We start from the raw sequence: 23,350 nt of genomic DNA, 5'->3' as shown, positions 1-23,350 counted from the left end.
AGTGTGATTGTCCGCGAAGCAACGGGAACAGGTCACGCACTAATTTGCTGATAACATGAACGCCCGAGCGTAAAACAACCGAGACCGTGATGAGCCAACCCTGGAGCCCTGACAGCTGGCGCGCCCTGCCGATCCAGCAACAACCCCTCTACCCCGACGCGGCGCACCTGCGCCAGGTCGAGCAGACCCTGGCCAGCTACCCGCCACTGGTGTTTGCCGGGGAAGCTCGGGAATTACGCCGTCAGTTTGCCGAAGTGACCCAGGGTCGCGCGTTTCTGTTGCAGGGCGGCGACTGCGCCGAAAGCTTCGCCGAGTTCTCCGCCGCGAAAATCCGCGATACCTTTAAAGTGCTGCTGCAAATGGCCATCGTCATGACCTTTGCCGCCGGCTGCCCGGTGGTCAAGGTCGGTCGCATGGCCGGCCAGTTCGCCAAGCCGCGTTCGGCGAACGACGAGACTCTCGACGGTGTGACCCTGCCGGCCTACCGTGGCGACATCGTCAACGGTATCGGTTTCGACGAAAAAAGCCGCGTACCGGACCCTGAGCGACTGCTGCAGTCCTACCACCAGTCCACCGCCACCCTGAACCTGCTGCGCGCCTTCGCCCAGGGCGGTTTTGCCGACCTGCACCAGGTGCACAAGTGGAACCTGGATTTCATCGCCAACTCCGCGCTGGCCGAGAAATACAGCCACCTGGCCGACCGCATCGATGAAACACTGGCGTTCATGCGTGCCTGCGGCATGGACAGTTCGCCTCAACTGCGCGAAACCAGTTTCTTCACCGCCCACGAAGCGTTGCTGCTGAACTACGAAGAAGCGTTCGTGCGCCGCGACAGCCTGACCAACGATTACTACGATTGCTCGGCGCACATGCTGTGGATCGGCGACCGTACCCGTCAGCTCGATGGTGCTCACGTCGAATTCCTGCGCGGGGTGAACAACCCGATCGGCGTCAAGGTCGGCCCAAGCATGGACCCCGAGGACCTGATCCGCCTGATCGACGTGCTCAATCCGGACAACGATCCGGGGCGCCTGAACCTGATCGCGCGAATGGGCGCGAACAAGGTCGGTGATCATCTGCCGGCGTTGATCCGTGCGGTGCAGCGCGAAGGGAAACAGGTGCTGTGGAGCAGCGACCCGATGCACGGCAACACCATCAAGGCCAGCAGTGGTTACAAGACGCGTGACTTCGCGCAGATCCTTGGCGAGGTGAAACAGTTCTTCCAGGTGCACGAGGCCGAAGGCACCTACGCCGGTGGCATTCATATCGAGATGACCGGGCAGAACGTCACCGAATGCATCGGCGGTGCGCGGCCGATTACCGAGGATGGCCTGTCGGACCGTTACCACACCCATTGTGATCCGCGGATGAATGCCGATCAGTCTCTGGAGTTGGCGTTCCTGATTGCCGAGACGTTGAAGCAGGTTCGGCGGTAGACCGAGTCGCGGCCATCGCGACGGTTCGACGCCTCGACAAGCCCGCTCCTACAGGTCACGCCCCCTGTAGGAGCGGGCTTGTCGAGGCGTCGAACCGTCGCGATGGGGCCCTCTCAGACACCACCCATCTGAGCCAATGCCCCCCGCAACCGATCCGCACTCGCCCGCACACAATTCAACTGCACCCGCTCCAACCCCAGCCAATCAGCCATGCGCCGCAAATTCACGGCCAACGCCCACATCCCCGCCTCGTCCAGCCCCGGCTCTTCCTCATGCACGGCATGCACCGCCAGGCGCCCGTGCGTCCGCTCGGCGCGCAGATCGACCCGCGCAGCAATGCGTTCGTTGTGCAAAAATGGCAACACGTAATAGCCGTAGACCCGCTTTTCCTGAGGCGTGTAGATCTCCAGTCGGTAACGGAAATCGAACAGGCGCTCGGTGCGGCTGCGCTCCCAGATCAACGAGTCGAATGGCGAGAGCAAGGCGCTCGCTTCAAGCTTTCTCGGTACTTTCGGTTCAGGCAGGCAATACGCCGCCCGTTGCCATCCCTTCACCTCGCAAAGCTGCAATTGGCCCGCCTCCACCAGCTCGGCCAGGCGCGGACGCGCATCGCCCGGATTGAGGCGAAAGTAATCGCGCAGATCCTTCTCTGTCGCCACACCCAAGGCATTGGCCGCATGCAGCAACAGCGCGCGTTGCGCTTCCTCTTCGGTCAGCAGCGGCCGCTGCAGGATCGCCGCAGGAATCACCCGTTCCGGCAGATCGTATAGCCGCTCAAAGCCACGCCGCCCGGCCACGGTGACTTCGCCCGCAGCGAACAGCCATTCCAGCGCGTGCTTTTCTGCGCTCCAGTCCCACCAGGGCCCCGCCCGCTCCTCACGGGTCGACAGACTGCCGGCGCCCAGCGCGCCGAGCTCCTCCACCGATGCCATGACCCGGCGAATGGTGTCCTGCTGCTCGCGCCCGAACCGCGCCAGTTGCTGATAGATGTCTTCGCCACGGCTCGCACGTTGCATGCGCCAGCGCATCAACGGGTACATCGACAGCGGCAGCAAGGAAGCCTCGTGCCCCCAGTATTCGAACAGCGTGCGGCGCCGGCCCGAACTCCAGGCGGCCTGGTCGAGCACATCGGAGGAATAATGGCCTAGACGGGAGAACAGCGGGAGGTAGTGAGAACGCACCAGCGCATTGACTGAATCGATCTGCAAAAGACCGAGGCGTTCGATCACGCGATTGACATGGGCAGGCTTGACCACCGCCGGCGGCTGGCGCCCGTTGAACCCTTGGGCGGCCAGCGCCAGGCGGCGAGCCTGCTTGATGGAAAAGGACAGCGTTGCGGGCATAGGCATCTCCTTGTCTGCTCGCAACCTACCCCACGGGGAGAGGTTTTGTGTAGGTGTAGATGGCTCATTTGTGCATCGGGTCATCCCAGAATGGGCGGATGGCTTCATGCTCGACATCCGCACGACTGAGCCCGATGTCCTTCAACGCCTCGTCGCTCATGCCGGCCAGCAACTCGCGTTCGCGGTGCAACTCATACCAGCGACTGATCTTGTGCAGCAGGTCCGACACCACATGAATGGAATGTTTTTCAACCTCGGCATAACCTTTTTGACCTTTCATCTTGTTGCCCTCCGTTTGGGATGGCTCAAGTGTCTCGCCAGGGCTAAGATCAATCCAACGAATGTTTCTTATGCAACACATCTCGGAGATTGATGAATGTACCCGAGTATCGACACAGAAGTGCTGCGCACCTTTGTCGCCATCGCTGATCAGGGCGGTTTCACCCGCGCGGGGGAACTGGTCAACCGCACGCAATCGGCCGTGAGCATGCAGATGAAGCGGCTGGAAGAGGATGTCTTGCAGCGTCAATTGTTCCAGCGTGATGGGCGCCAGGTGAGGCTGACTGCCGAAGGCCAGGTGCTGCTCGGTTATGCCCGGCGCATCCTCAAGCTGCACAGCGAAGTGTTCAATACCCTGCGCGAGCCGCACATGGTCGGCACGGTACGCATCGGCACGCCCGACGATTATGTGATGCGCTTTCTGCCCGGCATCCTGCGGCGCTTTGCCCAGTCCTACCCGCTGATCCAGATCGAGGTGCACTGCGAATCATCAAAACAATTGCTGCTGCGCCAGGACCTCGATCTTTCCATCGTCACCCGCGAACCGGGCAACGAAATCGGCCAATTGTTGCGCAAGGAGCGTTTTGTCTGGGCCGAAGCACAGTGCTTCAGCGCCCACGAGCAGACTCCCCTGCCCCTGGCAATGTTCAACAGTGATTGCTTCTGCCGCCTGTGGGCGTGCAATGCGCTGGACGCCATGGGCCGCGATTATCGGGTGGCCTACAACAGCTCCAGCCTGTCGGCAATCATGGCCGTGGTCAGCGCCGGCCTCGCCATCACCGCGCAACTGGAAAGCCTGATTACGCCCGACATGCGCATCCTGGGCGAGGCAGAAGGCCTGCCTGAGCTGCCCGAGGCGAGCATCATGCTCCTGCGCAACCTGCATAATCCGTCACCGATCACCGAGTGCCTGGCCGAGCACATTGTCGAAGGCTTCAAACTTTAAACGCGAGCATCAACGCGCACAGCACCAGGAAGCCGCAGAACAGCCCGCGCAACAACCGCTCCGGCAACGCGTGGGCAACCTTCACGCCCCAACTGATGCTCATCAGACCACCAATGGCCAAAGGCACGCCGATCGTCCAGTCTACTTCATGGTGTACCGCGTAAGTCACCAGCGTGACGCCGGTACTCGGCAAAGCCAACGCCAGCGACAAACCCTGGGCCACCACCTGAGTGGTGCCGAACACGCTGGTCAGTACTGGCGTCGCCACCACTGCCCCGCCCACGCCGAACAGCCCGCCCATGGTGCCGGATGCCGCGCCGAGCACACCCAGCCAAGGCCAGGCGTAGTTCATCTGCGACTGAGCCGGTGCACTGGCCGCGAACATGCGGATCAAGTTGTAAACCGAAAGCGCCACCAGGAACGCCACAAAGCCGATGCGCATGGTTTGCGCATCAACCCCTACCGCCCAGATCGAGCCGAGCCAGGCGAAACAGAAGCCCATCGACGCCAGTGGCAGCGCGTGGCGCAACTCGATGCGGTTGCGCTGGTGATAGCGCCACAGCGCGAGCATCACGTTGGGTACGACCATCACCAGCGCCGTTCCCTGGGCCATCTGCTGGTCGAGCCCAAACCAAACGCCTAGCAGCGGGATGGCGATCAACCCTCCACCGATGCCGAACAACCCGCCCAGAGTGCCCAGGGCGGCGCCAAAAACGACGTACAACAAAAACTCGATCACGAAGGGATTTCCTATTAGCACAGGCCTTTCATCCTACGCAGTCAACGATGGCGGGGAAACGCACAGCAGCGCACAATGGCTGTGCCAAATTCGCACAAGCAAAAGTGACACATGAACCCCACGCAACTGACTGGGCAACTCGGGCTTTTTCTCGATGTCCTTGAAACGGGCAGCTTCTCTGCGGCCTCCCGCCGTCATCCGCTGACGCCGTCTGCGGTGGCACGGCGCATCGACAGCCTGGAAACCGCTGTTGGCAGCCAATTGTTTATCCGCAGCACCCATGCCGTGCGCGCCACACCCGCTGGACTTGCCTTTGCTGAACGGGCGCGACGGATTGTGGCGGAGTTGCAGTTGGCCCGCGCCGAAGCCGTGTCCCTGAGCAGCGCGCCGGAAGGCCTGATCCGCATCGATGCCCCCGCCGCATTCGGGCGTCGCCATCTGGCGCCGGTGATTGCAGATTTTCTCATGCTATACCCCGGCCTCGACGTACAACTGCACCTGATCGACAGCTTTGTCGACATGCAGGGGTTGAATCTAGGCAAGGTCGATCTGGTGCTGCGTGCCGGACAGATGGCCGATACCCGCCTTGTCGCCACACCGCTGGCAAGCATGGTGCGTATTGCGTGCGCCAGCCCCGACTACCTGAAACGTCGTGGCATGCCGACCGACCCCGCGCAACTGATCGAACACGACGGGCTCGACTGGGATGGCCTGGCCCCGCCGTTCGCCTGGCGCTTCGAGCGAGATGGACAACTGCATCTGCACCGCCCGGCGCGCATCCGCATGAGCGCCAATAATGCCGAGGCGCTGGTGTGCGGCGCGCTCGCCGGTTTGGGGATTGCCCACTTACCCACTTGGCTGGCCAGCGAGTACCTGCTGCGCGGTGAGTTGCTACCGCTGTTTTGCGACAACGGATTGCCAGCACCAGAAACGACGGGGATCTACGCCCTGCGCCTGGAACAGCAATCCAACACACGCAGTCGCCTGTTGCTGGAATACCTGAAAACCCGATTCAGCCCTGTCCCGCCGTGGGATCTGGCCTTGCAGCGCAACCTCGACCGACATTAGGTCGAAATTGTCTGGCGCATTAAACATTGGACCGCTAGATTCAGCAGACCATTTACCAAGGTTTTGAAATGACCATCGACCGCGACACCCAAGACAATTGCGACGACTTGCTGCTGGATAACCAGGCCTGTTTCGCCCTGCATTCCACCTCGCTGCTGATGACCAAGGTCTACAAACCACTGCTCAAGGCACTGGACCTGACGTATCCGCAGTACCTGGCAATGATGGTGTTGTGGGAAGAGGACGGTTTGACCGTAGGCGAGATCAGCACGCGACTGCTGACCGATCCCGGTTCATTGACCCCGCTGCTCAAGCGCCTGGAAGCCGAAGGCCTGCTCAGCCGCACCCGCAGCCGCGAGGACGAGCGGGTGGTCATTGTCGAACTGACCGAACAAGGTCGGGCCCTGCGAGACAAGGCCCGCAACATCCCCCAATGCATCCTGGGTGCCAGCGGCATGACGCTGGAGCGATTGCAGAACCTGCAAAAGGAACTGCAAGTGCTGCGCGGTAATTTGCAGGACAGTCTTTAAGACTCCTCCGATCCTGCTGCCCCTGTGGGAGCGAGCCTGCTCGCGATTGCGTTGCCACATCCAGCATGGAAGCTGACTGACGCACTGCATCGCGAGCAGGCTCGCTCCCACAAAAGTCAAAATCTTCGCAACAAAAAAATCCTGTCAAAACCGCTCTAAATCAACCATCCCAGCCCATCTAACCGCTGCTGGAGGCAGTACAGCGCATTTTTTTCAAAAATTTATCTTGCGCGCTAACTATTGGCGCGCTACATTCACCTCGCACTTAGTTAACGCGCAAACATTTAGCGCGAAATAATCCAACTCCGAACGAGGCTTACATCATGCAAACTCTCTACACCGCAATCGCAACCTCCACTGGCGGCCGTGACGGTCGTGCGGTTTCCAGCGACAACATCCTCGACGTCAAACTCGCTACCCCAAAAGAGCTCGGCGGTGCCGGCGGCGCAGCCACCAACCCTGAGCAACTGTTCGCCGCCGGTTACTCGGCCTGCTTCATCGGCGCCCTGAAATTTGTTGCCAGCCAGACCAAGCGCAGCATCCCGGCAGATGCCTCGATCACTGCCCATGTCGGCATCGGCCAGATTCCTGGCGGTTTCGGTCTGGACATCGACCTGCACATCAGCCTGCCAGGCCTGGAACAAGCCGATGCACGAGCGCTGGTCGACGCCGCTCACCAGGTTTGCCCGTACTCCAACGCCACGCGTGGCAACGTTGATGTGCGTCTGCACGTGGCCGTCTAACTGCTGGTAACCCAAGCCCGAACAGGAAAAGAACATGAACACTTTCAGCAAAGTCTTGACCGGTACCCTGCTCGCTCTGTCCGTCCACAGCGCATTCGCCGGCGACGTTGAACACAACACCCAGGCGTTCCTGGATGTGTTGAACGCCGGCACCGGCAAACCGATGGAACAGATGACCCCCAAAGACGCCCGCGCCGTGCTGGTGGGTGCGCAATCGGGGGTGAAGCTGACGCTGCCAAAAGCCGATGTCAGCGAGAAGACGATTCAGGTCGACGGACAATCGATCAGCCTGACCATCGTTCGGCCGGCCGGGGTCAAGGGCGAGCTGCCGGTGTTCATGTTCTTCCACGGCGGTGGCTGGGTGCTGGGGGACTTCCCGACTCACGAACGACTGGTACGTGACCTGGTGGCAGGGTCGGGGGCAGCGGCGGTATTCGTCAATTACACCCCCTCGCCGGAAGCGCATTACCCGGTGGCCATCAACCAGGCTTACGCCGCGACCAAGTGGGTGGCCGAGCACGGCAAAGACATCAATGTCGACGGCAAGCGCCTGGCAGTGGCCGGCAACAGCGTCGGCGGCAACATGGCAGCCGTTGTCGCCCTGATGGCCAAGGACAAGGGCACGCCTGCGATCAAGTTCCAGGTGCTGCTGTGGCCGGTGACCGACGCCAACTTCGACACCGGGTCCTACAACCAGTTTGCCGAGGGGCACTTCCTGACCCGCAACATGATGAAGTGGTTCTGGGACAACTACACCACCGACGCCAAACAGCGCAACGAGATCTACGCCTCGCCGCTGCGCGCCACCACCGCCCAGCTCAAGGGCCTGCCACCTGCCCTGGTGCAGACCGCCGGTGCCGATGTGCTGCGCGATGAAGGTGAAGCCTATGCCCGCAAGCTCGACGAAGCCGGCGTTCCGGTGACCTCGGTTCGCTACAACGGCATGATCCACGATTACGGTTTGCTCAACGTCGTCAGCCAGGTGCCGGCAGTGCGCTCGGCCATGCTGCAAGCATCGCAAGAGCTCAAGGAACACCTGAAATAATCACCCACCCGCCGTCCCTGTAGGAGCGAGCTTGCTCGCGATGCAAGTCCAGACAACGCGGAAAACCAGATACCCCGCGTTATCGTTGACGACCATCGCGAGCGTGCTCGCTCCTACAGGGGGACGAAACAACAGGCACAAAAAAGCCCGACTCAATGGTCGGGCTTTTTCATTCCTCAAGCAGTGCTTATTTCGCACGGCCTTTGTAGGAACCGCCTTCGCGGGTATCGATCTCGATCATATCGCCGATTTCGATGAAGTCAGCAACCGACAGCTCGGTACCGTTCTTCAGTTTGGCAGGCTTCATCACCTTGCCCGAAGTGTCACCGCGAGCGGAACCTTCGGTGTAGTCAACCTGACGCACGATGGTGGTCGGCAGCTCTACGGATACCAGGCGCTCTTCGAAGAACACGGCTTCGCAAACGTCGGTCATGCCTTCTTCCACGAATGGCAGAACGCTTTCGATGTCTTCGGCGTTCAGCTCGTACATGGTGTAGTCAGTGGTGTCCATGAACGTGTAGGTGTCGCCGCTGATGAAGGACAGGGTCGCTTCTTTACGGTCGAGGATCACGTCGTCCAGTTTGTCGTCCGCACCGTAAACGGTTTCGGTCTTGTAACCGGTGAGCAGGTTCTTCAGCTTGGTCTTCATGATCGCGCTGTTACGGCCCGATTTGGTGAATTCAGCTTTCTGAACCAGCCAAGGATCGTTGTCGATACGGATCACGGTACCGGGTTTGAGTTCTTTACCAGTTTTCATTGCGAATATCCGAATTTGGATGGGAGTTACTAAAATCTAGGCCGCGTATCATATCCAATTTAGGTAAAACTGTACCAGCGCCGCGGCAAGATCCGCCCGCGAGGCCTGTTCCAGACACCACGCGTCAGCATGTTTTTGCAGTTCCGGCCAGTGTTTACGGGTCACCTGCCACTGATCGGCCACCGCATGGCCGCCATTCCATGCCCGCCAAAGACCGCTGATCGCCTCGCGAGCCGGCGCCGAAAGCCCTCGGGTGTACAACGTCAGGAAGGCCTCGAGCTTGTCCAGATGGATGTCTTCGTCCTGTCGATAGATATGCCAGAGCAGCGGCCGCCCCGCCCATTGCGCCCGAACGAACGAGTCTTCGCCGCGCACCGCGTTGAAATCACAGCTCCACAACAGTCGGTCATATTGATCCTGGCGGACGAATGGCAGCACTTGCACGGTGACGGACTCGCGCCGGTGCACAGCACCCGGTGCCAGGCCATCGACCCCAAGCCAACGCTGGACATCGCCCAGAATCCGCCCTTCCGGCACCAGCAGGTGCGTCGGCAACGCGTCTGCCGCCATCACGTCCAGCCAACTGGCCAACCCCGGGTTTTCGTAGGCAAACAGCGAGATCAATTGCGCATCCTGCGCGGGATGGATCCCTAGACTGAGTAGGAATTCTCGTTGAGCCTCGGAGCTTTGCTGAAACTGCCGACGCTGCTCAAGTAAACCGCGTTCACGCAGCAGGCCACCGGTGCCCACCTGAAACCCGGGAAAGAAAAAGTATTTCTGTACGTTTTTGTACTTCACCGAAGGCAGGCCGTGACAGCCAATGACCCAGTCTTCGGCACTCAAGTAATCGAGGTTCATCCACAACGGCGCCTTGTCTCGTGCCGCCATGGCGTCCATGTAGGCACTTGGCAGCTGGCAGGCGAAAGCGGCGATCACGACATCCGAAGCATCCGCAACATCCGTGGGCAGCCAGTCGGCTGGCCAATGGCGCACATCGACACCTTCCTGCCATTGCTGAGTGGCATGAATATCGATGCCCGGGCAGAGGCGCTCGAACGCACGCAAATCATCGACCCACAACCGCACCGCCAGCGAGTGTTCGGCCACCAGTTGTCGGGCCAGGCGCCAGGTCACGCCGATGTCACCGAAGTTGTCGACCACGGTGCAGAAGATATCCCAGCGGGTTTTCATTTCAGGCATTCCAGGTTCCCGTTGGCAAAAGCGTCGATTGTCCGCATAAATTACCCGGTGCAGAAGAGCCGACGGCGATTAATCTTCATGCGACAATCGCCACTCGCCCGCCACTTGCCCACCACCACCCGCCAGGAGGCAACCATGCCCTACCGCACCAACCCGCGCCGAACTTTGCCAAGTCGGCTCAACGCCCTGCAACTGACAGGCAGCATAGCCCTGGGTGTGTGGCTGGGATTCATTGCAATCGCATTGACCTGCTGGCTCGCCTCGCGCTTGCTGTTTACCGAACAACTGGCGCCCGTGGCTCAGGCGGTGCACCAACTGGCCAACCCGCCCGTGACACAACAGGCGCCCGACCTGCCCCCTCCAAGCCCGCAGTTCGAGCAATACGAAGAAAACCTGCGCAAGAACGAACAGGCACAACGACTGGACCAGGCACGCAGCAGCAATCGCAACCTGTCCAACCCCAAATGCCAGTTCTGGCTGCAACAGGACCGAACAGCGCCCAGCGAAAAAAGCCGCGCCAATGTCCTGCAATTCTGCGATTGATCATGAACAAGACGACCGTCCACCAACTGATTATCGACAGGCTGAAGATCGATCTCGACGTCGCCGAGCGTGCCGCGCAAACCGCCTACGAAACCGCCACCCACGAAGAAAACGTCGCCGAGAACAAGTACGACACCCTGGGGCTGGAGGCCTCTTACCTGGCGACCGGGCAAGCGCGACGCATGGAAGAAATCAGGCAGTCATTGACGCTGTGCCAAAACCTGACGCTGCAGGCCTATGATGATCAGCGCGGCATCGAAGTCGGCGCGCTGCTCGGCCTGGAGGACGAAACGGGTCGTGAACAATGGCTGTTCCTGGCGCCCGACGCGGCAGGCTTGAAGGTCGACCTGGTGGGCCAGCTGATCACGGTCATCACCCCTCGCTCACCGCTGGGCAAAAGCCTGCTGGGCAAATTCGAGGGAGATGAAGTGGAGATTGTGGTGGCGGGCGCTCGGCAACAGTTCTCTGTCACCGAGGTCATTTGACAGCGATCAGTGAACGGGCAACTCGACGCCATCGAACAGTTCTTCGAGTTCCTGCTTGTTGTGGCACGCAATGGCCTTGGCCATGACTTCACGGGTCAGGTGCGGGGCGAATTTCTCGATGAAATCGCACATGAAGCCACGCAGGAAAGTGCCGCGACGGAAACCGATCTTGGTGATGCTGGATTCGAACAACTCGCTGGCGTCAAGCACCACCAGATCGTTGTCCAGCTTGGTATCGACCGCCATTTTCGCCACGATGCCCACACCCAGCCCGAGGCGCACGTAGGTCTTGATGACGTCGGCGTCGGCGGCGGTGAACACCACTTTAGGCGTCAGGCCACGATGGCTGAACGCTTCGTCGAGTTTCGAACGGCCAGTGAAACCGAACACATAAGTCACGATCGGGTATTCAGCGAGGGCTTCGAGGGTCAACTTCGGCAGCTTGGTCAGCGGGTGGCCGTGCGGCACGACCACGCAGCGGTTCCAGCGATAGCACGGCATCATTACCAGGTCGCCGAACAACTCCAGTGCTTCGGTAGCGATCGCGAAGTCGACCGTTCCATCAGCCGCCATTTCAGCAATCTGCATGGGTGAACCCTGGTGCATGTGCAGGGCAACTTCCGGGTACTGCTTGATGAAGTTGCTGATCACCGGCGGTAATGCATAACGGGCTTGGGTGTGGGTGGTGGCGATCGACAGGGTGCCTTTTTTCTCGTTGGAGAATTCCTGGGCGATCTGCTTGATGCTTTCCACCTTGCGCAGGATCTCGCCAGCGGTGGTAATGATGCGCTCGCCAGCCGGGGTGACGCGGGTCAGGTGCTTGCCACTGCGGGCGAACACCTCGACGCCCAATTCGTCTTCCAGCAGGCGGATCTGTTTGCTGATGCCCGGTTGCGAGGTGTAAAGACTTTGGGCGGTAGCGGAAACGTTGAGGTCGTGGTGCGCCACTTCCCAGATGTAGCGCAATTGTTGAAGCTTCATATCAATCCCTCAAAGCAGGTAGACGCCACGGGCATCAGCGACGGTATATAACTATATTAATGGCTTGAAGAATAAATCTAGAACTTTTTAATCAAATTGCCATTATTCGTGTTCTAGCGATCCCCTCGGCGCCGGCGTTCCGCCAGCGGCACCAGATAGACCGGGACCGGAGCCAACTGCAATACCCGCGCTGCGGTCCTGCCCAAGGGCGTTTCCGCGCCAGCACCATGGCTATGACTGCCTAGGATCAACAAATCCACAGAGAGTTTCTGTGCCTGATCAAGAATGACCTGCGACGGATCGCCCTGGAGCACCCGCACCGCTTGAATCCTTTCCAGATCCTGCTCTCCTTCACCTCCCAGCTCTTCGCGAAAACTGTCGAGCACGCGCTGCTCGATATTGGCAATGACCGTGTTCAAGCCCTGACTGTGGAATTCATTCAATGCGCGCTCATCGAGGTAGCTCTGCAACACCGATTCGGCAAACAGCCCCATGGGTTCAACCGCGTGCACGACATACAGGTCGGCGTTGAAGGTTCGAGCCAGCGCCAAGGCATGCTGCATCACCACAGGTGCATACAGGCCCAGGTCAGTGGCATACAGCATCGAACGAATCATAGGATCTCCTCGCAATGCCAACATGGCGGAGATTGATTCAGCTTAGCAGTGCGTTGACGAGTACGACGCCTTGCGTAACACGTTGAACCAGCGGCTTAAACTTTTTGCTCGTTGCTTATGCCATGAGGCACATGGCCGGTAGCGACCACCTCACGGGCCAACTCACAATGGCCTGCCTGATCATCGAAAAACACGTCGGCGGCGAAAGCTTCAAGGAACGCCGACTTGGTCAGGCCGCCGAGAAACAGCGATTCGTCCAGGCGAATGTCCCATTCACGCAAGGTGCGGATCACCCGTTCATGGGCCGGTGCCGAACGCGCCGTGACCAGCGCCGTGCGGATCGGACAGGCGTCGTCGGCAAACTCACGCTGCAACAGATTGAGCGCCGCCAGAAACCCCTTGAACGGTCCCCCACGCAATGGCTGGCGGGCGCTTTCGCGCTCACTGGCCTGAAACGCTTCCAGGCCACCCGCCTGGTAAATGCGTTCCGATTCATCAGAAAACAGGACGGCATCACCGTCAAAGGCAATCCGCAATTCATCGCTCTCGGCGCGGCTGGCACCACCGGAAAGAATGGTTGCCGCCGCAAACCCGGCGTCCAACGCGCTGCGCACGTCTTCGGCGTGGGTGGACAGGAACAGGTCACAACCAAATGCCTTGAGATACGGATACGGGCTACGGCCACCGACGAACGCCGCACGAGAAATGGACAGCCCGTAATGATGAATCGAGTTGAATACACGCAGCCCCGTATCGGCACTGTTTCGCGACACCAGCACCACTTCGACCCGGGCGCGACCCAGTCTGGCATTGAGGTTGAGGAGTTTTTGCACCAGCGGGAAGGCATCGCCCGGCTCAAGGATTTCATCCTCGTGCTCGATCTGGTACTGCCGATAGGCCTCGACACCGCTCGACAGGTACACCTTGTGACTCTCGCTCAGATCAAACAGCGCGCGCGAAGAAATCGCCAGCACCAGCTTGTCATCAATCGTCTTGGCCATCCCCTTCCCCCTTGGCTGATCGACTCATGCGTTGCGTCGATCGATAAAACTCAAACTCTGGTACAGCGCTTCGACCCTCGGCATCTCGCACCCTGCCGCCTTGGCGGCTGCCAGGGGCCTTGCATAAATCGCAGCCAGTTCCAGCGGGCGTTTGTACAGATAATCGTGGTACATGCTCGGCCAGTAGTCAGGCATTTTTTCGGTCATGGTGAACAGGTGATCGGCATAACCGGACGGCACTTCGTGACCACAGGCGATTGCGCCTTGCACCACTTCAGCCATCAGCGTTTTGATCAGTTCACGGCTGTCGGCATCGGCCATCAACGGCGCAGTACTCGCCCCCAGCAAAACCGACAAGCCGTTGTAGGGAATATTCCACACCAGTTTCTGCCAGCGGGCCTCATGAAGGTTGGGCATGCCGTGAGCGTCGATCCCCGATGCCAGGAACAGGCCGACGCCCTCCTCGACGATCGCTGCCCGCTCCCGCTCACCGGCGGCCGGGCCACTGTGATAGCCCACGCGCACCGTCCCCAGTGCCTGATGGGTGATAACGCCCGGGCCTTCACGGTGGACACAGATGTAGCAGAGTCCACCCAGGATGTGCATGGACTCGGGCAGCAAATCGCGCAGGCTGTCCTCGACATCGAGGCCATTTTGCAACAACAGCACCTTGGCGTCTGGCGCAGCGGCACCCAGTATGGCCGGCACCAGATCGGCGTTGCTGGTGGTTTTCGCCCCGATCAGCAACCAGTCGCAGGGCGGCATGTCTTCGGCGGACGAATAGGCCTGGACGGGATTCAGCGCCAATGCGCCATGCACGGCGCTATCCAGGTGCAATCCGCCCTCTGCCACCGCCGAAAACTCGCTGCGCAACAGAAAATGCACATCGAAACCAGCCCGCGCCAGCATCAATCCGTAGAAACCACCGATCGCCCCGGTCCCGATGATACCGATGGTCGGTTTTGCGACTGTTCCTGTCATGGCAACTCCTCTGCGGTTGTTCGCAGCGCCAGCCCAATGGCCCGGTTGAGCTCAGTGGCGGTCAGGCGCGACTTCAATGCCCCGAAAAACTCACCGTCGCGTACGACATACAGCGCCGGCAAATGAAAAACCTCGTAACGCTCGACCAACCCACCATTGTTACCCGCATCGATCCAGCACAGGCGATCGACGTGCAGCTTCAGCCCAGGCAATTGCTCCCGGGCAAAACGGCAACCGGAACAGCCGACGCTGGTGAAAATCAGCAGCGAAACGCCGCTCATTGCCAGCAACCGCTGGTCGGCGTCGAAATCGGTCAATTCTAATTCGGCCACTATACTGGGGGAAATAATGTCAGATGGCCGACACATGGAGTCCGTGCTCATGGGACGCTTCATTCCTCATCCTGACGATGTACCGGTGGAGTTGACGCTGCTCAAGCCAGAGTGCATTTCGCGGCAACACTTGCACTCTATCAGCCTCGGGGGCATGGCTTGCAATTACCACCGCGCCTGGCGCCACGGCACGGCGCTGGAGGTGCGCATGCCAACGCTGAACCCCGACCTGCGCTACCTGGGTTATGTTGCCTGGTGCCTGCGACGCAAGCGTGGTTACCTGGTGGGTATCGCCTTCGTCGATGAGCAGATGATGTTCACGGCGCGAATGGGTGAGCAGGTGTGTCAGATCGAACGCTACTGCCGCCTGCACGATGCCCATGACGACCTCCAGGAAACACAGGCCCTGGCCCTGGAATGGGTCCAGCAACATGCCGATGAGTTCTCCCACGACACCGTTCACAAGGCATTTGCCCAGGCGGTGGCAGACTGAAGGGTCATCAATTGGTGGGAAATGCCCGTAAAACCGGCGTCTGCCCATTGTCGAGCTACGGTGTAACGCGCTAAGGTTCCGCTCCCCGACGCGCTTAATTTGCTGTGCTCCGCCGCGCGGGTTCGCTGGCGGCCGGCACCCGTGACCTGACGAGTAAACGATGGCTGATTTACCGATCAACGACCTGAACGTCTCTTCCAACGAGACGCTGATCACGCCTGATCAGCTCAAGCGTGACATCCCTCTGAGCGACGCCGCACTGCGCACCGTCACCAAGGGCCGCGAAGTCATTCGCAACATTCTGGATGGCACCGACCATCGCTTGTTCGTGGTGATCGGGCCTTGCTCGATCCATGACATCAAGGCGGCCCATGAATACGCTGAACGACTGAAAGTCCTGGCGGCGGAAGTATCCGATACCCTGTATCTGGTCATGCGCGTGTATTTCGAGAAGCCACGCACCACCGTCGGCTGGAAAGGCTTGATCAACGACCCGTATCTGGACGACTCCTTCAAGATCCAGGACGGCCTGCACATTGGCCGTCAGTTACTGCTGGACCTGGCCGAGATGGGCCTGCCGACCGCCACCGAAGCCCTTGACCCGATTTCCCCGCAATATCTGCAGGACCTGATCAGCTGGTCGGCGATCGGCGCGCGGACAACCGAATCCCAGACTCACCGCGAGATGGCCTCCGGCCTGTCTTCGGCAGTCGGCTTCAAGAACGGCACCGATGGCGGCCTCACCGTTGCGATCAACGCCTTGCAGTCGGTTTCCAGCCCGCATCGGTTCCTGGGTATCAACCAGGAAGGTGGCGTGTCGATCGTGACGACCAAGGGCAACGCCTACGGCCACGTGGTACTGCGCGGCGGCAATGGCAAACCCAACTACGACTCGGTCAGCGTCGCCCTGTGCGAACAGGCCCTGAACAAGGCGAAGATCAAGCCGAATATCATGGTCGACTGCAGTCACGCCAACTCCAACAAGGACCCGGCACTGCAACCTCTGGTCATGGAAAACGTTGCCAACCAGATCCTCGAGGGCAACCAGTCGATCATCGGCCTGATGGTCGAAAGTCACCTGAACTGGGGCTGCCAGGCCATCCCGAAAGACCTTGCCGACCTGCAATACGGCGTGTCGATCACCGATGCCTGCATTGACTGGTCCGCGACCGAGAACACCTTGCGCAGCATGCATGCCAAGCTCAAGGATGTACTGCCCAAGCGCGATCGCAACTGATCACTTTGGCTGCGCACACAAAAACGCCGGGCTGAGCCCGGCGTTTTTGTGTGCGTTCGATTTACTGACTGAGCTTGGCCGCATGGCGCTGGTGACGCTCCATGTAGCGCTCCACATAGGAACACGAAGGGATGACGGTGTAGCCCATCTGCTCGGCATACTCCAGCGCCTTTTCGGTCAAGGCTGCCGCAATGCCACGGCCACGCAGCGCGTTGGGCACAAACGTGCGGTAGATATCCAGGGTCTGTTTCCCCAGATCCATGTAGGTCAGGTAGGCACGATGACCGTCCACATTGGTCTCGAACTGATGACCAGCCTGGTCATGGTGGATGGACAACGCCTCACTCATCACTACTCCTCGTGGGTCTTTATATGCTGACCCCTACCTTACCGATGTTTTTCCGGCGAAGGAACATCTACGCCACCCTGTGCCTCAATGGACACCGAGAAAGCTGCACCGAGCACGTATCAAATAGTAGGCACCATTGACGCAATTGCTCAAGGCACGCTCGTCTTCGCGCAGGGTTTGGCCGCAGATGACGCAGGGCAGCTCGACCGAAAATTCCCGAAGGTCGATCGCCTGCACATTGCCGGATGTTGAGACTTAAGACGAACGTCTCTCTATTAAGTCACCTCAACTAGGAGAAAGATATGAGAGCGGTCACGCAGCCCCCCAACGAAAGTGTAGACGAATCCATCTAGCCAGACTTTAGTCAAGAGCCTGCAAACAGTCGCGCGGGTCGGGAACTTTTTCGTGCCAACTCGCTCTACGCGGGGCTCGTGGCTGGATATTTTTTAAGCAAACGTAAGTAAAAGTTGCTCGAAAAAGAATCAACGCCTACAATTTTTTTGGCTTCTTGCTTTACGTCAGTTTACTTACGACAAGTAATGGGTAGTATGTACGCCGGCTCTTTCCTCACTGTGAGGAGACAGCCACTTAATGGAAAGTCCTTGAAGGGGAACACGATGAACAACGTTCTGAAATTCTCTGCTCTGGCTCTGGCCGCAGTTCTGGCTACCGGTTGCAGCAGCGTATCGAAAGAAACCGAAGCACGTCTGACTGCAACTGAAGACGCAGCAGCTCGCGCCCAAGCTCGTGCAGACGAAGCTTACCGTAAAGCTGATGAAGCTCTGGCTGCTGCTCAAAAAGCACAACAGACTGCTGACGAAGCTAACGAGCGTGCTCTGCGCATGCTGGAAAAAGCTAGCCGCAAGTAATAATCCCTCGGGATTGTTATCAAGCCGACCCATTTTTTGGGTCGGCTTTTTTATTGCCCGACGTTTCGTCCAAGCAATAAAAAACCCGCCGACGCAGCCGCATCGACGGGTTTGAAAGAAGCCTTATTGCAGAGGATCGAGCGGAGCGCTGGAGACCATCGGTGCCGACTGATTGGGCACGGCGATTTCCACTGGCAGACCATCTTCAGCGGCCACCACATCACGCACAACATCCCAGTTCATACGCAGGTTGTTGGTGATGTCTTCGCGCTTGAGCATCGCGTTGATGACCGCAGTGTGCTTGTCGACCACCGACGGGTTGCCCTTGTCGTCCAGTGGCGTGTGGGCCTCCAGGTAGACCTTGCCACCGCTGACACCGAATTTGTAGGAGTCATTGATGATGCGTACCGACGTGCCCACCGGCACCATGCCGGCCATTTCCAGCACGTTGTTGTTGAACATGCGGAAGCAGCCGTGGCTGGTGCGCATGCCGATGCCGAACTTCTTGTTGGAACCGTGGATCAGGTAGCCCGGTGTGCCCAGGGTGAACTTGAACGGGCCCAGCGGGTTGTCGGGACCGGCTGGCACGACATTCGGCAGCGGATCGCCATCGGCGGCGTGCTCGGCCTTGATCGACGCCGGAGGCGTCCAGGTCGGATTAGGCGTCTTGGCGATGATGCTGGTGTGGGCGATTGGCGAGCCCCAGCCTTCGCGACCGATACCCAACGGGAAGGTGTACACCACGTTCCGGCCCTTGGGGTAATAGTAGAGGCGGTACTCAGCCAGGTTGATGACAATGCCTTCACGCGGGCCAGGTGGCAGGATGAAGCGGGTGGGCAACACGATTTCGGTGCCAGCACCCGGCAACCAGGGATCGACGCCAGGGTTGGCCGCGACCATCTCTGTGTAACCCAGATCGTAAGTGGTGCCAAGGTCGGCGAAGGTGTCTTCGTACTTGGCCTTGATGACCTGCACCTGGCCGACGATGTCTTCACCAGGCGGTGGCAGGGGCAACTCCAATGCAGCTACGGGACCCGCAGCGCACAGGGCGGCAAGTGTCAGGCAGCGGGTGACGGCAGGAAAGCGCGGCAACATCCGGAAAATCCTTCGCAAGATCGACAAGGGTGAAAAACGCGATTGTACACCGGCACCCATAAATTCGGGGAGATGGTCGATGGCTCGCGTATCGGGATGTGTCAGAGCTCGAAACGCAGCTCTGGCCAGATAGGCGAGGTCCCACGCTTCTGCGATTCCAGGATGGCCCGGCACAGTGAGCATAGGCGCTGATCCTGAAACACCTTGCGGTCGACGCTCGACCAGCGCGGTTGTGCCGGCAGCAGGCTACCGCACAGGGTGCGATCGGCCGAACCTCCCAGCTCCAACTGACGGGTCACCAGATGCACACGCACTTCCTGGCAGGCGAACAAATCCAACTGCTCGTCTGGCTCGATCAGTTGATAGGCAAAAAGTGACCAGGCGGGACGCGGCATCGGGGGCTCCAGATAGGGGGCGCCACATTAGCCGAATCCCGGCCACTAGAAAAGCGTCAAAGCAGCGGTTTCAGTGCCGGCCAGACATTTTCCAGCAACTTGTCCTGGGCCCCCGCCGCCGGGTGCAGGCCATCGGCTTGCATCATGTCCGGATGCCCGCCCACGCCTTCCAGAAAAAACGGCACCAGCGGGATCTTTTTCTGGTCGGCGACGTTGCTGTACACCTCGGCGAACGCCTTGGTGTATCGCGCTCCGTAGTTGGGAGGCAATTGCATGCCCAGCAACAACACCTTGGCACCACTGGCGCGGGATCCGTCGATCATTATTGCAAGGTTTTGTTGCAATTGCGTCGGCAGCATTCCGCGCAGGCCATCATTGCCGCCCAACTCCAGGATCACCAACTCAGGCTTATGCTCTGCAAGCAGCGCAGGCAGGCGCGCCCGGCCTCCCGCGCTGGTGTCGCCGCTGATCGACGCATTGACCACCTTGTCGTCGAAACCTTCCTGCTTGAGCCGTTGTTCAAGCAGTGACACCCACCCCACGCGGGTATCCAGGCCGAAACCGGCGCTGATACTATCGCCAACGATCAGGACTGTACCCGCCGCTGCGTTCTGGGCCATGCACATCAAGGCCAGGCCAGCACTCAAAAACCATACACGCATCGGATTCTCCATGGGCGCAAGCATTCTCACCGCGAAGAACCTCAGCAAAGTGGTCCCCAGCGCGGAAGGTGAACTGACTATCCTGCACGAACTCAGCCTGGAACTGAACAAGGGCGACAGCCTGGCCATCGTCGGCGCGTCCGGTTCCGGCAAATCCACCCTCCTTGGCCTGCTGGCCGGCCTCGACCTGCCCAGCAGCGGTGAAGTCACCCTCGCCGGCCAGGGTCTGAGCACGCTGGACGAGGATCAACGGGCACGCATCCGTGCCGAACACGTCGGCTTCGTGTTCCAGTCCTTTCAGTTGCTCGACAGCCTCAACGCCCTGGAAAACGTCATGCTGCCGCTGGAACTCGATGGCCGCAAGGACGCCCGGGAACGTGCCACGGGGCTGCTGCAACGTGTCGGTCTTGGGCAGCGCCTGACTCACTCGCCACGCCAGCTCTCGGGCGGCGAACAGCAACGCGTCGCGATCGCCCGCGCGTTTGCTGCCGAACCCGACGTGCTGTTTGCCGACGAGCCCACCGGCAACCTCGACAGCCACACCGGCGAGCGAATCAGCGACTTGCTGTTCGAGCTGAACAAGGAGCGCGGCACCACCCTGGTGCTGGTGACCCATGATGAACGCCTGGCACATCGCTGCCGGCGCCTGATCCGTCTTGAAGCGGGCCTGCTGGTCGCCCCTCTGGAGCCTTGATGGCACGTCTGCCGCTGTTGCGCCTGTTCAGTCTCGCCATCCGCCAATTGCTGCGTGACGCCCGCGCCGGTGAATTGCGGGTATTGTTTTTCGCTTTGTTGGTGGCGGTGGCGGCCAGTACCGCCATCGGATACTTCGGCGCCCGCCTCAATGGCGCCATGATGCTGCGCGCTACCGAGTTCCTCGGCGCCGACCTGCTGCTCGAAGGCAGTTCACCCGCACGGCCCGAACAGATCAGAAGCGGCACGGAACTGGGGCTCGAACATGCCCAGGTGGTGGAGTTCTCCAGTGTCATCGCCACCGATAACGGTATTCAGTTGTCCAGCATAAAGGCGGCCGACGATGCCTATCCATTGCGAGGAGAACTGAAAAGCGCCCCTGCCCCCTTTGCACCGGAAGTCGCCGGCGGAGGGCCCAGGCCCGGGGAAGCCTGGGTCGAAGCCCGGCTGCTGACCGCGCTGGACCTGAAGATCGGCGACAGCATCGATGTTGGCATGCGCACCCTGAAACTGGCGCGGATACTCACTTACGAACCGGACCGCGCCGGCAACTTCTACAGCCTGACGCCACGTGTGTTGATCAACCTCAGCGACCTCGCCGCGACCGGCGTGGTGCAGCCAGGCAGCCGGGTCGGCTATCGCGAACTCTGGCGCGGCAAGGCCGAGGCACTGGAAACCTATCGGCAACTGATCAAACCTGGCCTGGCCGCCAACCAGCGCATCCAGGATGCCCGAGACGGCAACCAGCAGATTGGCGGTGCGCTGGGCAAGGCTGAACGCTACTTGAACATGGCCAGCCTGGTCGCTGTATTACTGGCCGGTGTGGCGGTGGCGCTGTCGGCGACACGCTTCGCCACTCGCCGCTTCGACGCCAGTGCGCTGTTGCGCTGTCTGGGATTGTCGCGCCGGGAAACGCTGGTGCTGTTCAGTCTTCAACTCACCGTGCTCGGCCTGCTGGCCAGCCTCAGCGGCGCCATGATCGGCTGGCTGGCGCAACTGGGACTGTTCGCGCTGCTGCATGACCTGTTGCCCAACGACGTGCCGCCGGGAGGTCTGTTTCCGGCCATTGCCGGGATTGGCACGGGCCTGGTCGCGCTGGCCGGCTTCGCCTTGCCGCCGTTGGCAGCGCTGGGTCGCGTTCCGCCCCTGCGGGTACTGCGCCGTGACATGCTGCCCATTGCATCCAGCACTTGGGTGATCTATGGCGCGGCATTGGGCGCCCTCGGCCTGATCATGTGGCGCCTGAGCCTGGACCTGCTGCTGACCTTCGCCCTGCTCGGTGGCGGCGTGGTCGCTGCGTTGGTACTGGGCGGCCTGCTCTTGCTGCTGTTGAAAAGCCTGCGCCGCCTGCTCGCGCGCGCTTCGTTGCCGTGGCGCCTGGGTCTGGGTCAATTGCTGCGGCATCCACTGGCAGCAGCGGGCCAATCGCTGGCGTTCGGCCTGATTCTCCTGTCGATGGCGCTGATCGCCCTGCTGCGGGGCGAGTTGCTGGATACCTGGCAGAATCAACTGCCGAAAAATGCACCGAACTATTTCGCGCTGAACATCCTGCCAGACGACAAACAGGCCTTCACCGATCGCCTGATCGAAGTGTCGGCACAATCAGCACCGTTGTACCCCGTGGTCCCGGGTCGGCTGATCAGTATCAATGGCGAGGCGGTGCAGCAGATTGTCAGCAAGGACTCCGCCGGGGACCGGGCGATCCAACGCGACCTGAGCCTCACCTGGGCCGCGGACCTGCCCGCCGGCAACCAGATCACCGCTGGTAACTGGTGGAGCGAACAGCCGTCGGATGACATTCCCGGCGTGTCGGTGGAGGGCAAGGTCGCCGAAAGCCTCAAGCTGAAACTGGGTGATCACCTGGTGTTCAGCGTTGGCGGGGTCAATCGCGAGGCGAAGGTCACCAGCCTGCGGGACATCAACTGGGACAACTTCCAGCCCAACTTCTTCATGATCTTCCAACCGGGAACATTGAAGGATTTGCCGGCGACCTACCTCACCAGTTTCTATCTGGCGGCCGGTCACGACCAGCAGATTGTCGACCTGTCCCGCGCCTTTCCGGCCGTGACCATCCTGGAGGTCGAGGCGCTGCTTGAACAACTGCGCAGCATCCTCGCCCAAGTCACCCTGGCGGTGGAGTACGTGCTGCTGTTTGTGTTGGCGGCGGGGATGGCGGTGCTGTTCTCAGGCTTGCAAGCGACACTGGATGAGCGCATCCGCCAGGGCGCCTTGCTGCGCGCACTGGGTGCCGAGCGACAGTTGCTGGTCAAGGCGCGGCGCATCGAGTTCGGGCTGCTGGGCGCGGTCAGCGGTTTGCTGGCAGCGCTGGGGTCGGAACTGGTGAGCCTGGTGCTTTACCGCTACGCGTTCGACCTGCCGTGGCACCCGCACCCCTGGTTGCTGGTGCTGCCACTGATCGGCGCCGCACTGATCGGCGGGGCCGGCGTGTTCGGCACCCGTCGCGCGCTCAATGCCAGCCCCCTGACAGTGTTGCGCGAGGGTTGATAGACTCCAGCCTTCTCCATCACAAG

At 60.4% G+C, this 23,350-nt stretch carries 27 protein-coding genes; 13 read left to right on the top strand and 14 right to left on the bottom strand.

Going from position 1 to position 23,350, the window contains the following annotated elements:
• The first annotated feature begins 89 nt into the window (after positions 1 to 89).
• Entirely contained in the window at positions 90 to 1,436 is a 1,347-nt protein-coding gene (locus AB4N64_RS05540) for a class II 3-deoxy-7-phosphoheptulonate synthase (protein WP_460122673.1), read from the top strand.
• A 113-nt stretch (positions 1,437 to 1,549) separates the two neighbouring features.
• Here the strand turns inward: AB4N64_RS05540 and AB4N64_RS05535 are convergent, their stop codons facing one another.
• Positions 1,550 to 2,779 carry a winged helix-turn-helix domain-containing protein gene (locus tag AB4N64_RS05535; RefSeq protein WP_460122671.1) on the bottom strand — a complete coding sequence of 410 codons (1,230 nt, stop codon included), beginning with the start codon at positions 2,777 to 2,779 and terminating at the stop codon, positions 1,550 to 1,552.
• A gap of 64 nt (positions 2,780 to 2,843) precedes the next feature.
• Positions 2,844 to 3,059 (bottom strand): DUF1127 domain-containing protein, encoded by a 216-nt coding sequence (locus tag AB4N64_RS05530; RefSeq protein WP_368559069.1) that lies wholly within the window; start codon positions 3,057 to 3,059, stop codon positions 2,844 to 2,846.
• Between the two features lie 96 nt (positions 3,060 to 3,155).
• Between AB4N64_RS05530 and AB4N64_RS05525 the strand changes: the two genes are divergently transcribed.
• A complete protein-coding gene (locus tag AB4N64_RS05525) occupies positions 3,156 to 4,004 on the top strand; it encodes a LysR substrate-binding domain-containing protein (RefSeq protein WP_460122669.1) in 849 nt (282 codons plus the stop codon).
• Here the strand turns inward: AB4N64_RS05525 and AB4N64_RS05520 are convergent.
• Complete coding sequence (locus tag AB4N64_RS05520; protein ID WP_460122668.1) at positions 3,994 to 4,743, bottom strand: sulfite exporter TauE/SafE family protein; 750 nt, start codon at positions 4,741 to 4,743, stop codon at positions 3,994 to 3,996. The two genes, AB4N64_RS05525 and AB4N64_RS05520, sit on opposite strands and share 11 nt — an antisense overlap.
• Before the next feature lie 111 nt (positions 4,744 to 4,854).
• Here AB4N64_RS05520 and AB4N64_RS05515 point away from each other — a divergent pair, with 111 nt between their 5' ends.
• The 4 genes from AB4N64_RS05515 (at position 4,855) to AB4N64_RS05500 (ending at position 8,129) form a co-directional block, all read left to right on the top strand.
• On the top strand, positions 4,855 to 5,811 hold the full coding sequence (locus AB4N64_RS05515) for a LysR family transcriptional regulator (RefSeq protein WP_460122667.1): 957 nt from the start codon (positions 4,855 to 4,857) through the stop codon (positions 5,809 to 5,811).
• A 68-nt stretch (positions 5,812 to 5,879) separates the two neighbouring features.
• On the top strand, positions 5,880 to 6,341 hold the full coding sequence (locus tag AB4N64_RS05510) for a MarR family winged helix-turn-helix transcriptional regulator (protein ID WP_460122665.1): 462 nt from the start codon (positions 5,880 to 5,882) through the stop codon (positions 6,339 to 6,341).
• Positions 6,342 to 6,664: 323 nt separating this feature from the next.
• Positions 6,665 to 7,084, top strand: a complete 420-nt coding sequence (locus AB4N64_RS05505; RefSeq protein WP_460122663.1) for an organic hydroperoxide resistance protein — start codon at positions 6,665 to 6,667, stop codon at positions 7,082 to 7,084.
• 34 nt (positions 7,085 to 7,118) lie between these two features.
• Positions 7,119 to 8,129: an alpha/beta hydrolase gene (locus tag AB4N64_RS05500; RefSeq protein WP_460122661.1), complete on the top strand. Its 1,011-nt coding sequence runs from the start codon at positions 7,119 to 7,121 to the stop codon at positions 8,127 to 8,129.
• 187 nt (positions 8,130 to 8,316) lie between these two features.
• On the opposite strand, the gene AB4N64_RS05495 is transcribed toward AB4N64_RS05500, so the two are convergent.
• Positions 8,317 to 8,886 (bottom strand): elongation factor P, encoded by a 570-nt coding sequence (locus AB4N64_RS05495; RefSeq protein ID WP_003226785.1) that lies wholly within the window; start codon positions 8,884 to 8,886, stop codon positions 8,317 to 8,319.
• 48 nt (positions 8,887 to 8,934) lie between these two features.
• A complete protein-coding gene (gene earP / locus AB4N64_RS05490) occupies positions 8,935 to 10,086 on the bottom strand; it encodes an elongation factor P maturation arginine rhamnosyltransferase EarP (protein ID WP_460122660.1) in 1,152 nt (383 codons plus the stop codon).
• Between the two features lie 135 nt (positions 10,087 to 10,221).
• Between earP and AB4N64_RS05485 the strand changes: the two genes are divergently transcribed.
• Both AB4N64_RS05485 and AB4N64_RS05480 read left to right on the top strand, forming a co-directional pair.
• Positions 10,222 to 10,629: a hypothetical protein gene (locus AB4N64_RS05485; protein WP_460122658.1), complete on the top strand. Its 408-nt coding sequence runs from the start codon at positions 10,222 to 10,224 to the stop codon at positions 10,627 to 10,629.
• Positions 10,630 to 10,631: 2 nt separating this feature from the next.
• The gene (locus AB4N64_RS05480; protein WP_460122656.1) at positions 10,632 to 11,114 is read left to right on the top strand and encodes a GreA/GreB family elongation factor; all 483 of its coding nucleotides are present in this window, start codon (positions 10,632 to 10,634) and stop codon (positions 11,112 to 11,114) included.
• 6 nt (positions 11,115 to 11,120) lie between these two features.
• On the opposite strand, the gene cysB is transcribed toward AB4N64_RS05480, so the two are convergent.
• The 5 genes from cysB to AB4N64_RS05455 all read right to left on the bottom strand — a co-directional run bounded on the left by cysB (position 11,121) and on the right by AB4N64_RS05455 (position 15,077).
• The gene (gene cysB / locus AB4N64_RS05475; protein ID WP_460122654.1) at positions 11,121 to 12,095 is read right to left on the bottom strand and encodes an HTH-type transcriptional regulator CysB; all 975 of its coding nucleotides are present in this window, start codon (positions 12,093 to 12,095) and stop codon (positions 11,121 to 11,123) included.
• 113 nt (positions 12,096 to 12,208) lie between these two features.
• On the bottom strand, positions 12,209 to 12,712 hold the full coding sequence (locus AB4N64_RS05470; RefSeq protein ID WP_460122652.1) for a universal stress protein: 504 nt from the start codon (positions 12,710 to 12,712) through the stop codon (positions 12,209 to 12,211).
• 95 nt (positions 12,713 to 12,807) lie between these two features.
• Positions 12,808 to 13,713, bottom strand: coding sequence for a 5'-nucleotidase (locus tag AB4N64_RS05465; RefSeq protein WP_460122650.1), 906 nt, complete (start codon positions 13,711 to 13,713; stop codon positions 12,808 to 12,810).
• A gap of 24 nt (positions 13,714 to 13,737) precedes the next feature.
• Positions 13,738 to 14,694: a putative 2-dehydropantoate 2-reductase gene (locus AB4N64_RS05460; protein WP_460122648.1), complete on the bottom strand. Its 957-nt coding sequence runs from the start codon at positions 14,692 to 14,694 to the stop codon at positions 13,738 to 13,740.
• Complete coding sequence (locus AB4N64_RS05455; RefSeq protein ID WP_460122646.1) at positions 14,691 to 15,077, bottom strand: YbbN family protein; 387 nt, start codon at positions 15,075 to 15,077, stop codon at positions 14,691 to 14,693. The genes AB4N64_RS05460 and AB4N64_RS05455 overlap by 4 nt, the downstream gene beginning before the upstream one ends.
• Between AB4N64_RS05455 and AB4N64_RS05450 the strand changes: the two genes are divergently transcribed.
• Together AB4N64_RS05450 and AB4N64_RS05445 are read left to right on the top strand one after the other, a co-directional pair.
• Positions 15,076 to 15,519, top strand: a complete 444-nt coding sequence (locus AB4N64_RS05450) for a PilZ domain-containing protein (protein WP_460122645.1) — start codon at positions 15,076 to 15,078, stop codon at positions 15,517 to 15,519. The genes AB4N64_RS05455 and AB4N64_RS05450 overlap by 2 nt on opposite strands.
• Before the next feature lie 160 nt (positions 15,520 to 15,679).
• On the top strand, positions 15,680 to 16,756 hold the full coding sequence (locus AB4N64_RS05445; RefSeq protein WP_460122643.1) for a 3-deoxy-7-phosphoheptulonate synthase: 1,077 nt from the start codon (positions 15,680 to 15,682) through the stop codon (positions 16,754 to 16,756).
• A gap of 61 nt (positions 16,757 to 16,817) precedes the next feature.
• Here AB4N64_RS05445 and AB4N64_RS05440 read toward each other — a convergent pair whose 3' ends face one another.
• On the bottom strand, positions 16,818 to 17,105 hold the full coding sequence (locus AB4N64_RS05440; protein WP_368559053.1) for a GNAT family N-acetyltransferase: 288 nt from the start codon (positions 17,103 to 17,105) through the stop codon (positions 16,818 to 16,820).
• Between the two features lie 617 nt (positions 17,106 to 17,722).
• Here AB4N64_RS05440 and oprI point away from each other — a divergent pair.
• On the top strand, positions 17,723 to 17,974 hold the full coding sequence (gene oprI / locus AB4N64_RS05435) for an outer membrane lipoprotei OprI (protein WP_003448337.1): 252 nt from the start codon (positions 17,723 to 17,725) through the stop codon (positions 17,972 to 17,974).
• Between the two features lie 123 nt (positions 17,975 to 18,097).
• On the opposite strand, the gene AB4N64_RS05430 is transcribed toward oprI, so the two are convergent.
• From AB4N64_RS05430 to AB4N64_RS05420, 3 genes are all read right to left on the bottom strand, one after another.
• Positions 18,098 to 19,069 (bottom strand): L,D-transpeptidase family protein, encoded by a 972-nt coding sequence (locus tag AB4N64_RS05430; RefSeq protein ID WP_460122640.1) that lies wholly within the window; start codon positions 19,067 to 19,069, stop codon positions 18,098 to 18,100.
• 101 nt (positions 19,070 to 19,170) lie between these two features.
• The gene (locus tag AB4N64_RS05425) at positions 19,171 to 19,464 is read right to left on the bottom strand and encodes a hypothetical protein (RefSeq protein ID WP_096509755.1); all 294 of its coding nucleotides are present in this window, start codon (positions 19,462 to 19,464) and stop codon (positions 19,171 to 19,173) included.
• Positions 19,465 to 19,520: 56 nt separating this feature from the next.
• Complete coding sequence (locus AB4N64_RS05420) at positions 19,521 to 20,126, bottom strand: arylesterase (RefSeq protein ID WP_460122638.1); 606 nt, start codon at positions 20,124 to 20,126, stop codon at positions 19,521 to 19,523.
• Positions 20,127 to 20,136: 10 nt separating this feature from the next.
• Between AB4N64_RS05420 and AB4N64_RS05415 the strand changes: the two genes are divergently transcribed.
• Positions 20,137 to 20,820 carry an ABC transporter ATP-binding protein gene (locus AB4N64_RS05415; RefSeq protein ID WP_368559049.1) on the top strand — a complete coding sequence of 228 codons (684 nt, stop codon included), beginning with the start codon at positions 20,137 to 20,139 and terminating at the stop codon, positions 20,818 to 20,820.
• Complete coding sequence (locus tag AB4N64_RS05410) at positions 20,820 to 23,324, top strand: ABC transporter permease (RefSeq protein WP_460122636.1); 2,505 nt, start codon at positions 20,820 to 20,822, stop codon at positions 23,322 to 23,324. The genes AB4N64_RS05415 and AB4N64_RS05410 overlap by 1 nt, the downstream gene beginning before the upstream one ends.
• The last annotated feature ends 26 nt before the right edge of the window (positions 23,325 to 23,350 follow it).

The organism is Pseudomonas sp. S2_C03 (assembly GCF_054668405.1).
The sequence above is the reverse complement of the archived record's forward strand: the minus strand, read 5'-3'. Positions and strand labels throughout refer to the sequence as shown.